Source organism: Bariatricus sp. SGI.019 (genome assembly GCF_050315235.1).
Lineage (GTDB): Bacteria > Bacillota > Clostridia > Lachnospirales > Lachnospiraceae > JAFBIX01.
Genome location: NZ_JBNPOQ010000019.1, coordinates 37460 through 47463, shown reverse-complemented (window position 1 = coordinate 47463; position 10004 = coordinate 37460). Strand labels below are relative to the sequence as shown.

Below are 10004 nucleotides of genomic sequence, written 5' to 3'. Positions count from 1 at the left end.
TAACTCTTTTTTCTGTTATGGATTCTTGGCGAAGGATACCGGATACAGACCAGCCTATTCAACTCCCTTGCGCCGTACACCTCCCAATTACCAACTAACTAATCTAAATTCCCACTTAATCATCTTCTTCTTGCTGTACACTGTAGGTCTGTCTCTTTCTTGCCATTTCATCATTTTCCAGATATTCGTCATAGGTGGTAATCTTGTCGATCAGTTTACCGCCGGGAACGATTTCCATAATACGATTGGCGGTCGTCTGTACGATCTGGTGGTCTCTGGAAGAGAAGAGGATGACACCAGGAAACTTGGTCATACCGTTGTTCAGTGCGGTGATAGACTCCATGTCAAGGTGGTTGGTTGGCTCGTCCAGAATCAGTACATTGGCTCCAGAGATCATCATTTTAGATAAGAGGCATCTTACCTTTTCACCACCAGAGAGTACATTGACTTTTTTCACTCCGTCATCACCAGAGAACAACATGCGTCCAAGGAAGCCGCGTACATAGGTTACGTCCTTTTCCTCGGAGTACTGGGTCAGCCATTCTACGATTGAGTAATCATTATCAAATTCACTTCCGCTGTCCAGTGGAAAATATGCCTGCGAGGTTGTAATTCCCCATTTGTAAGTTCCCTCATCCGGTTCCATTTCTCCGGCGAGAATCTGGAACAGTGTTGTCTTGGCGAGCTCGTTGCTTCCTACAAAAGCAACTTTGTCATCGTGATTCAGGGTAAAAGAGATGTTATCCAATACTTTTTCTCCATCGATTGTCTTGCTTAATCCTTCAACGGTAAGGACTTCGTTTCCAATCTCACGGTTCGGACGGAAGTCAATATAAGGATATTTGCGGCTGGATGGCTGAATATCGTCCAGCTGTATTTTCTCAAGGGCACGCTTTCTGGAGGTTGCCTGCTTGGATTTGGAAGCATTGGCACTGAACCTGGAGATGAATTCCTGAAGTTCTTTGATCTTTTCTTCTTTTTTCTTGTTGGCTTCCTTCATCTGACGGATCAGCAGCTGGCTGGATTCATACCAGAAGTCGTAATTACCAGCATAGAGCTTGATCTTGCCATAGTCTATATCCGCAATCTGGGTACAGACTTTATTCAGAAAATATCGGTCATGAGATACAACGATAACTGTATTATCAAAGTTGATCAGAAATTCTTCCAGCCATGCGATGGCATCCAGATCCAAATGGTTGGTTGGCTCGTCCAGAAGAAGAATATCTGGGTTGCCGAACAATGCCTGCGCAAGAAGCACTTTAACTTTTTCCGGACCATTTAAGTTTTTCATCAATTCGTAATGCATCTCAGTTGGAATTCCAAGTCCGTTTAATAAAGTTGCAGCATCAGATTCTGCTTCCCAGCCATTCATAGCGGCAAATTCAGCTTCTAATTCACTGGCTTTGATTCCATCTTCATCGGTAAAATCTTCTTTTGCGTAAATGACTTCTTTTTCTTTCATGATTTCATAAAGTCTTGCATTTCCCATCATGACAGTGTCTAGGACAGGATATTCATCGTATTTAAAATGATCTTGCTGAAGGAAAGAGAGACGTTCTCCTGGAGTGATGATAACTTCTCCCTTAGTTGGTTCCAGCTGTCCGGAAAGAATTTTGAGAAAAGTAGATTTTCCTGCACCGTTGGCACCAATCAATCCATAACAGTTTCCTTCCGTGAACTTAATATTTACATCTTCAAATAAGGCTTTTTTACCAACACGTAATGTTACATTGCTTGTACTGATCATAGTATCTGCTCCTTATGATTTCAATATCGTTAATAATTACATACATTGCCTATATTAACAAATATAACAGGAAATAGCAAGTTCAGAAAAATTTCAGTTTTCCTGCTTGAAAAATAGGTATATAATAGCAGATAAGAAAGTGGGGTATAGATTATGGTAAAAGCAACAATGGTACTTGAAGGAGGAGCGACCAGAGGGGTATTTACGTCTGGTGTTCTGGATTATCTGATGGAACAGGAACTGTATGTATCTCATGTGATCGGAGTATCTGCCGGATCATGCAATGCGGTGGATTATGTCTCCAGACAGATTGGAAGAACCAGAGACTGTATGATACACAAAGAGAAAGAGTATAGTTATTATTATGGCTTTCGAAAGTTCATAAAGGAAAAAAGTCTTATGAATATGGATATGATCTTTGACAAATATCCGAATGAAATATTTCCATTCGATTTTGAGACTTATTTTGCTTCAGATATAAGATGTGAAATTGTGACGACGAACTGTGATACTGGGCAGGCGGAATATATGACAGAAGAAAAAGACGGCGATCGTCTGATGAAGATCTGCCGGGCATCCAGCAGTATGCCACTGGTTTCTCCAATTGTGAATGTGGATGGAAGCCCTTATCTGGATGGTGGGCTGGCAGATTCTGTCCCGGTAAAAAGAGCAATGGAACTGAAAAATGAAAAAATCATTCTGATTCTGACCAGGAATCCTGGATATCGGAAGAAACCTGTCTCAAAAGGTATGGCTGATCTTTATCGGAGAGCTTACAAATCTTATCCAAATCTTGTACGGACAACGATCCGGCGTAATAGTGAATACAATAAGCAGATGAAGCTGGTAGAACAGCTGGAGAGAGAAGGAAAGATATTTGTGCTGAGACCTCTGATTCCGACGGTATCAAGATTAGAAAAAGATTATGATACTTTGATGCATTTCTATGAGCATGGATATCGTTTAATGAAGAAGGAATTTCAGGCGTTAAAAGAATATTTGGAAGGGTAAAAGGAGGATAAAATATGCATTTATACGAACATCACATTTCAACGAAAAAAGCGCAGCAAATGTCAAAGATAACAAATATGATTCGGGAAGATATTGAAAAAAGTGGTGTTTCCGATGGAATCGTAGTTGTCTATTCACCTCACACTACAGCTGGATTTACCATCAATGAGAATGCAGATCCGGATGTAGTGCATGATATGTTGTGTGGATTTGAGGAAGCATTTCCGACAAAGACAGGATATTATCAACATATGGAGGGAAATTCCCATGCGCATATTAAAACTACGTGTGTCGGTCCTTCTCAGACATTGATTTTGAATCAAGGTGAGCTGATTTTGGGGATATGGCAGGATGTTTATTTTTGTGAATTTGATGGCCCTCGTAATCGTAGATTTTATGTAAAGATCATAGAGGGATAGAGTCATGGATAACAGAACCTTACTGGAGTTTATGGCTGTCGCTGAAAAATTAAAGTGTCAGGTCAGACATTCCTGGACTTCTACGGGAAGAAGAGAAAGTGTGGCAGAGCATACCTATCGTCTGTGTGTATTTGCATGGCTTATAAGAAGAGAATTCCCAGAATGTGATATGGATAGAGTAATGGAGATGTGCCTGTTCCATGATCTTGGTGAAGCGGTGCATGGAGATGTGCCTTGTTTTTTGAAAAATGCACAGGACAATGAAAAAGAAGCAGATGCTATTGAGCAGATTGCGTCAATACTTCCGAAAAAAGAACGAGAAGAATTGAAAGAATTATTCTCTGAATTAGAGGATAACAACACGCAAGAGGCTAAGATTGTTCATGCGCTGGATAAGATGGAGACTTTGATTCAGCATAATGAAGCTTCTATAGATACTTGGCTTTTGCTGGAGTATGATCTTCAGATGACATATGGTCAGTATCAGGTAAAGTTTTCCCCTTATCTTCAGGCTTTAAGAAAAATGATAGAACAGGATTCTGTCGATAAGATATCTAAGGCAGAAAAAAATACAAAGCAAATAGAAAGCAGAAATTCTGATGGATTTTATATCACTAAAGATCCTGAGAAAATAGATAAACAAAGAGTGGTCGAATTGCTCCATCAATCAGAATGGGCAAAAGAACGTCCTGAGTCTATGATATTTAAAGCAATGGAGAATTCTGTATCTTATGGGGTTTTTGATAAGTATGATTTTATGGTAGGATATGCCAGAATCATCACGGATCATGTCACTACATTTTATCTGATGGATGTTATTATAGATGAAAAGTACAGGCATCAGGGGTTAGGGACCATACTTATGGATGCAATTATGGCAGATGTAGGAGATCTGTGGGGAATCTTGCATACAGAAGATGCACAGGAATTCTATACCCGGTATGGGTTTATGATAAAAGGATTCGGACAGGATCAGGTTATGGAGAAGGAGCGCTAGTCCTTCTCTATAGATCCTCCAGATTGATCTCGCGTGGTGTCTCCATGTGCTGTAATGTCACTTCGTAAATGTGTTTTTCGTCTCCGTCTTCCATCGTGCGTAAGATGGCAAGATGTTCATCATAGGTAGTTTTCATACGCCCTTTGTGAGCAAGAGAAAGGGCTGCAAGTTTTTGCATACGGTACATAAAAGTATCAAAAATAGAAGAAAACTGTTCATTTTCAACATAGGATATGATTTTCGTATGGAATTGGAAATCATATTCAGAAAAATCTTCAATCGACTGTGTCGTATCTAAAATTTCTTTCATATTTTCCATAATAAAATGTAATTCTTTGAATAATTTTTTTGCCTTTTTATTATCTGCATCCCGGGCAATCTGAAAAGTGCAGTAACATTCCAATGCAGAGCGAACCTGGAAAGTTTCATATACATCCTTGCGGCTTAACTGATGAAGTGTAAATCCTTTACTTGGAATGATATCAATGTATCCTTCCTGAGCAAGGCGATGAATTGCATCTCGAAATGGAGTGCGTGATATACCTAATTCCTTCGAAAGTTTTGTTTCAGAATAGATTTCCTGGTAGGAAAGCTGATTGGTTGTAATCATATTACGTAAATGCTGGTATGCTTGTTCATTTAATGGGATCATAGTAACTCCTTTATTTATTGATAAATATTTTTTTAACAAAAATAGCGAATGTAATCGTCTAAAACTATGTAAATATCATACAATAATCAAAAAAAGTGGTCAATAGTAGTGGGAAAATAGGGAAAAATATTATTGTATAAAAGTGTTAAATAGATAACGACAAAATATTAACAAAATGAGCAAAATGCACAAAATTGATTAGCTTAAACTGGCAAAAAAGGAGAAAAGGAAATAACATCTTGACCGGTATACCGGTATGTAGTAGAGTGAAGATAGAAACAGAAATAATGAACGGATTATTTCAAAATCAAACACAAATTAACAATGAAAGAGAAAGGAAGAAAGACAATGAAAGTAGGATTTATCGGACTTGGTATTATGGGAAGACCAATGGCAAAAAACTTGTTAAAAGCAGGTGTTGAATTGATGGTTTCTGATCTGAACAAAGAGGCTGTTGCAGATGTCGTAGCAGCAGGAGCTGTTGAGGCTGACTATGCTGAGATAGGTGAACAGTGTGAGAGAATCATCATTATGGTTCCAAGCGGAGCTATTTCAAAATCGATTTTATTTGGTGAAGGTGGAGTTGCATCTACAATCAAAGCTGGCAGTGTAGTGTGTGATATGAGTTCTGTTACACCGGTGGAATCTAAAGAATGTTATGAAGGATTAAAGGAAAAAGGAGTTGGCTTTGTGGATGCGCCTGTGTCTGGAGGAGAACCTGGAGCAGTTGCTGGAACTTTAGCAATTATGGCTGGCGGAGATCAGAAAGATTTTGATGCATTTAAAGAATATTTTGATATCTTGGGTTCCTCTGCATTATTAATCGGAGAATCAGGAAGCGGCAGTGTTACAAAGCTTGCAAATCAGGTTATTGTAAACAATACGATTGCAGTTGTATCAGAAGCATTTGTTCTTGCAACGAAGGCTGGCGCAGACCCTCAGAAAGTATATGAAGCAATTCGCGGAGGTCTTGCAGGAAGTGCAGTTCTGGATGCAAAGATTCCTATGATCATTGAACGTAATTTTAAACCAGGCGGACCAATCCGTATCAATCATAAAGACATCAAAAATGTTGTGAATACAGCACATTCTATAGATGTGCCTATTCCATATACAGCACAGTTATATGAAATCCTTCAGACACTGAAGATTCACGGACATATGAATGATGATCACGGCGGAATTGTACAGTATTTTGAGAAACTTGCTGGTGTTGAAGTGAAAAAAGTTGATTAAGGAGGTGTATAAACATGTCTATCAGTACAGAGGTCTTAACTTCTTACAAAAAAATTGATGAAACATATATCGACGGATTATTGAAAAAAGAAATTGACGAAAACAATAAAAAAATCGTAGTTTTGGATGATGATCCGACAGGTGTTCAGACGGTACATGATATCTCTGTATATACAAACTGGGATAAGGATAGTATTCGTCAGGGCTTTGAAGAAGAGAACAATCTGTTCTATGTTCTGACCAATTCCAGAGGATTTACAGTAGAGCAGACAACAAAAGCTCACAATGAGATTGCTGCTGTTGTAGACGAAGTGGCAAAAGAAACTGGAAAAGAATATATCTTCATCAGTCGAAGTGATAGTACTTTACGAGGACACTACCCATTAGAGACAGAGCTTCTGAAAAGTAATTATGAGAAAAATACAGGAAAGACGATTGATGGTGAGATCCTTTGTCCGTTTTTTAAAGAAGGCGGAAGATTTACGATTGAGAATGTTCATTATGTAAAATATGGCGTGGAGCTTGTCCCGGCGAATGAGACAGAATTTGCGAAGGATAAGACATTCGGATATTCAGCTGCAACTATGCCGGAGTATGTTGAAGAAAAGACAAAAGGAGCATATAAAGCTTCTGATGTAACTTGTATTTCTCTGGAAGATATTCACGATATGAATATCGACAAAATTGAGTCACAGTTAATGGAAGTTAAAGGTTTTAATAAAATCATCGTAAATGCGGTTGATTATGTGGATGTGAAGGTCTTCTGCGTAGCATTATATCGAGCAATGGCAAGAGGAAAAGTGTTTATGTTCCGTACAGCAGCGGCAATCGTAAAAGTTATGGGTGCTGTTACAGATCAGCCACTTCTTACCAGAGAGCAGATGGTAGTAAAAGAAACGACTAATGGTGGAATCGTTGTGGTTGGTTCCCATACGGATAAAACAACGAAGCAGGTAGAGGCGTTGAAAGAATTATCCGATATTGAATTTATTGAATTAGATGCGACACTGGTGAAAGACGATGCTGCATTTGAAGCTGAAGTACAGAGATGTCTGGATAAAGAAGAAGAATGCATGAAAGCGGGAAAGACTGTATGTTGTTATACGACACGTGCGTTGATTACCGCAGATACAGGAGATAAAGAAGATGAATTAAGACTTTCTGTAAAAATCTCTGATGCAGTGCAGTCATTGGTGGGCCGTTTGAGTATTACGCCAAGTTTCGTAATCGCAAAAGGTGGAATCACATCCAGCGATGTAGGAACAAAAGCACTTGCTGTTAAGAAAGCCAGTGTTCTGGGACAGATTAAACCTGGAATTCCAGTATGGCAGACAGGGGAAGAAAGTAAATTCCCATTGACACCATATGTGATCTTTCCAGGGAATGTTGGGGAGATTTCAACCTTAAAAGAAGCGGTTGAAGTCTTAATGGATAAGTAGTTGTTGAAAACTAACAAAAATGAACAAATAATTTGTGCGATTAGACAAAGTGTATTGATAAATAATAGATTAAATTGACATAAATGAACATTTGAAGTACAATTAGAACATAAATGAACAAAAGTGGTGTGCTTTTGGAAAGGAGGCTGATTATGCCGCAGTGTGTTGTAATAGCAGATGATCTTACAGGAGCCAATGCCACCGGTGTACTTCTGAAAAAGATGAATTATAAAGCGTATACAGTCATGAATACTGAACGCATTGAGTTGTCAACTTTATCAGATTGTGATTGTGTGTTATATCCGACAGACAGCAGGGGCGTAGATGCACAGATTGCATACAACAGGGTACATAATGTGTGTGATTTGTTAAAAGATGATGATGTGAAGGTGTATTCGAAGAGGATTGACAGTACATTAAGAGGAAATCTCGGAAGTGAGACGGATGCTATGCTGGATTGTCTTGGAGATGATTATGTTGCAATTGTTGCTCCTTGTTTTCCGTCTTCAGGCAGAATCGTAATTGGAGGATATATGCTGGTGAATGGCTTGCCACTGCATAAGACGGACATTGCCATTGATCCGAAAACTCCGGTAAAGATATCGGAAGCGGCGGTTCTTTTTGAGCAGCAGAGTAAGTATAAGGTTTCTTCTATCCTGTTAAAAGATCTGATGCATGGTAAGCATTATCTGGCAGATCTGATGAATCAGTATGTTGCTGATGGAAGCCGGATTTTGGTATTGGATTGTGTGACGCAGGAAGATCTGGATCTGATCGCGGACGCAGTTATTACTAGTAAATTAAAAGTTGTGGCAGTGGATCCAGGAGTATTTACAGCTACACTTTCCAGGAAGTTGATCGTACCGACAGAGAAGAAAGAGAAGAATAAGATTCTGGCTGTGGTAGGAAGTGTGAATCCGAATACGACAGCACAGATGGAAGAATTGTGGCTGTCACAGAGAACATATAATGTCTTTGTGAATACAAAAGCACTGATTGGTACGGAGACGCAGAAGGAAGAAGAGATCTCACGTGTAGTAAAAGAGATTCTGGAGGCATGTGAGCGCAATGTGGTCTGTACAGTAACTGGTGATGGGATATATCCGGAAAATCGAATTGATTTTAAACTATATATGGAACTGTATCAATGTTCTCTGGATACAGTGACGGGAATGATCAATCATGCATTTGCAGAAATCACATATCGTATTTTTAAGGAAGAACCTACATTTAAAGGTCTATATACCAGTGGAGGAGATGTGACAGTCGCTGTATGCCAGAGATTTAAGACTGCCGGGCTGTGCCTGTTAGACGAAGTCCTGCCGCTTGCTGCTTACGGACAGTTTTTGAAAGGCGAGTTTGAAGGTGTCCACATTATCACCAAAGGTGGAAGTCAGGGTGGGCGGAATGCAATTAATCAGTGTATTACATATCTGAAAGAAAAACTATATATTTAAAATCTAAAATTTATCAATGAAAGGATGAGAAATTATGGGAAAATCACTAATCGCAGTACCAATTGGAGATCCGGCTGGAGTTGGACCGGAGATTGTTGCAAAGTCTATTGCTTCTAAAGAGGTATTTGACGCAGCAAATTGTATCATTGTCGGAGATAAGACAATCATGGAAAATGCCATTCAAATTGTTGGAGCTGATCTTACAATTCATGAGATCAATGAGCCGGAAGAAGGGGATTTTCGTGAAGGAATCTTGAATCTGATTAACCTAGGCAATGTTGACATGGCCAAATTTGAGTTTGGCAAGGTCAATGGAATGTGCGGTAAAGCTGCATATGAATATATTGCAAAAAGTATTGAGCTTGCGAATAATGGCAAGGTTGATGCTGTTGCGACGACACCGATCAATAAAGAGTCTTTACGTGCAGGAGGAATCAATTATATTGGACATACAGAGATTTTTGGTGCCCTTACCAATACAGAAGATCCTCTGACAATGTTCGAGACGAATGGAATGAGAGTGTTCTTCCTGACAAGACATGTATCCTTAAGAGAGATGTTGGATATGATCACCAAAGACCGAATTAAGGATTATGTGAAACGATGTATGGAAGCTCTGAAGAAGCTCGGTGTAACAGATGGAACGATGGCGATTGCCGGGCTGAATCCGCACAGTGGAGAGCACGGGTTGTTTGGCCGGGAAGAGGTGAATGAGATTACACCGGCGATCGAGGAGTTACAGGCAGAAGGATATAACGTGGTGGGCCCGATTGGAGCAGATTCTGTATTCCATCAGGCTGCTCAGGGACGTTACAACAGTGTATTATCTCTGTATCATGATCAGGGACATATTGCAACAAAGACACTTGATTTCGAAAAGACGATTGCAATTACCAATGGAATGCCTATTCTTCGTACATCTGTTGATCACGGCACTGCATTTGATATTGCAGGAAAAGGAATCGTAAGCGCCGTCAGCATGATCGAAGCTATTTTGTTGGCAGCAAAATACGCACCTAACTTTACAAAATAATATTGAGAAA

The 10004-nt window shown here is 39.4% G+C and carries 9 protein-coding genes; 7 read left to right on the top strand and 2 right to left on the bottom strand.

The window, feature by feature from the left end; all coding sequences use genetic code 11:
- Nucleotides 1-115: 115 nt before the first annotated feature.
- Entirely contained in the window at nt 116-1750 is a 1635-nt protein-coding gene (locus ACQRD1_RS12045) for an ABC-F family ATP-binding cassette domain-containing protein (protein ID WP_235233455.1), read from the bottom strand.
- Nucleotides 1751-1903: 153 nt separating this feature from the next.
- On the opposite strand from ACQRD1_RS12045, the gene ACQRD1_RS12040 reads away from it, so the two are divergent.
- The 3 genes from ACQRD1_RS12040 to ACQRD1_RS12030 are packed head-to-tail and all read left to right on the top strand — an operon-like array spanning nt 1904 to nt 4177.
- A complete protein-coding gene (locus tag ACQRD1_RS12040; protein WP_235233456.1) occupies nt 1904-2761 on the top strand; it encodes a patatin-like phospholipase family protein in 858 nt (285 codons plus the stop codon).
- A gap of 14 nt (nt 2762-2775) precedes the next feature.
- On the top strand, nt 2776-3180 hold the full coding sequence (locus ACQRD1_RS12035) for a secondary thiamine-phosphate synthase enzyme YjbQ (RefSeq protein ID WP_235233457.1): 405 nt from the start codon (nt 2776-2778) through the stop codon (nt 3178-3180).
- Nucleotides 3181-3184: 4 nt separating this feature from the next.
- Nucleotides 3185-4177 carry a GNAT family N-acetyltransferase gene (locus tag ACQRD1_RS12030; protein WP_235233460.1) on the top strand — a complete coding sequence of 331 codons (993 nt, stop codon included), beginning with the start codon at nt 3185-3187 and terminating at the stop codon, nt 4175-4177.
- A 7-nt stretch (nt 4178-4184) separates the two neighbouring features.
- Here the strand turns inward: ACQRD1_RS12030 and ACQRD1_RS12025 are convergent, their stop codons facing one another.
- Nucleotides 4185-4829: a GntR family transcriptional regulator gene (locus tag ACQRD1_RS12025; protein ID WP_235233461.1), complete on the bottom strand. Its 645-nt coding sequence runs from the start codon at nt 4827-4829 to the stop codon at nt 4185-4187.
- A 348-nt stretch (nt 4830-5177) separates the two neighbouring features.
- Between ACQRD1_RS12025 and garR the strand changes: the two genes are divergently transcribed.
- The 4 genes from garR to pdxA all read left to right on the top strand — a co-directional run bounded on the left by garR (nt 5178) and on the right by pdxA (nt 9994).
- Nucleotides 5178-6065 carry a 2-hydroxy-3-oxopropionate reductase gene (garR, locus tag ACQRD1_RS12020; protein WP_235233462.1) on the top strand — a complete coding sequence of 296 codons (888 nt, stop codon included), beginning with the start codon at nt 5178-5180 and terminating at the stop codon, nt 6063-6065.
- Between the two features lie 14 nt (nt 6066-6079).
- Nucleotides 6080-7504, top strand: coding sequence for a four-carbon acid sugar kinase family protein (locus tag ACQRD1_RS12015; RefSeq protein WP_235233463.1), 1425 nt, complete (start codon nt 6080-6082; stop codon nt 7502-7504).
- A 152-nt stretch (nt 7505-7656) separates the two neighbouring features.
- Nucleotides 7657-8961 carry a four-carbon acid sugar kinase family protein gene (locus ACQRD1_RS12010; protein WP_235233465.1) on the top strand — a complete coding sequence of 435 codons (1305 nt, stop codon included), beginning with the start codon at nt 7657-7659 and terminating at the stop codon, nt 8959-8961.
- Nucleotides 8962-8995: 34 nt separating this feature from the next.
- The gene (pdxA, locus tag ACQRD1_RS12005; protein ID WP_427787627.1) at nt 8996-9994 is read left to right on the top strand and encodes a 4-hydroxythreonine-4-phosphate dehydrogenase PdxA; all 999 of its coding nucleotides are present in this window, start codon (nt 8996-8998) and stop codon (nt 9992-9994) included.
- The last annotated feature ends 10 nt before the right edge of the window (nt 9995-10004 follow it).

Excerpts from the sequence above, each read along its gene's own strand:
- ACQRD1_RS12045 (WP_235233455.1), bottom strand. The coding sequence starts at position 1,750 with ATGATCAGTACAAGCAATGTAACATTACGTGTTGGTAAAAAAGCCTTA.
- ACQRD1_RS12040 (WP_235233456.1), top strand. The coding sequence starts at position 1,904 with ATGGTAAAAGCAACAATGGTACTTGAAGGAGGAGCGACCAGAGGGGTA.
- ACQRD1_RS12035 (WP_235233457.1), top strand. The coding sequence starts at position 2,776 with ATGCATTTATACGAACATCACATTTCAACGAAAAAAGCGCAGCAAATG.
- ACQRD1_RS12030 (WP_235233460.1), top strand. The coding sequence starts at position 3,185 with ATGGATAACAGAACCTTACTGGAGTTTATGGCTGTCGCTGAAAAATTA.
- ACQRD1_RS12025 (WP_235233461.1), bottom strand. The coding sequence starts at position 4,829 with ATGATCCCATTAAATGAACAAGCATACCAGCATTTACGTAATATGATT.
- garR (WP_235233462.1), top strand. The coding sequence starts at position 5,178 with ATGAAAGTAGGATTTATCGGACTTGGTATTATGGGAAGACCAATGGCA.
- ACQRD1_RS12015 (WP_235233463.1), top strand. The coding sequence starts at position 6,080 with ATGTCTATCAGTACAGAGGTCTTAACTTCTTACAAAAAAATTGATGAA.
- ACQRD1_RS12010 (WP_235233465.1), top strand. The coding sequence starts at position 7,657 with ATGCCGCAGTGTGTTGTAATAGCAGATGATCTTACAGGAGCCAATGCC.
- pdxA (WP_427787627.1), top strand. The coding sequence starts at position 8,996 with ATGGGAAAATCACTAATCGCAGTACCAATTGGAGATCCGGCTGGAGTT.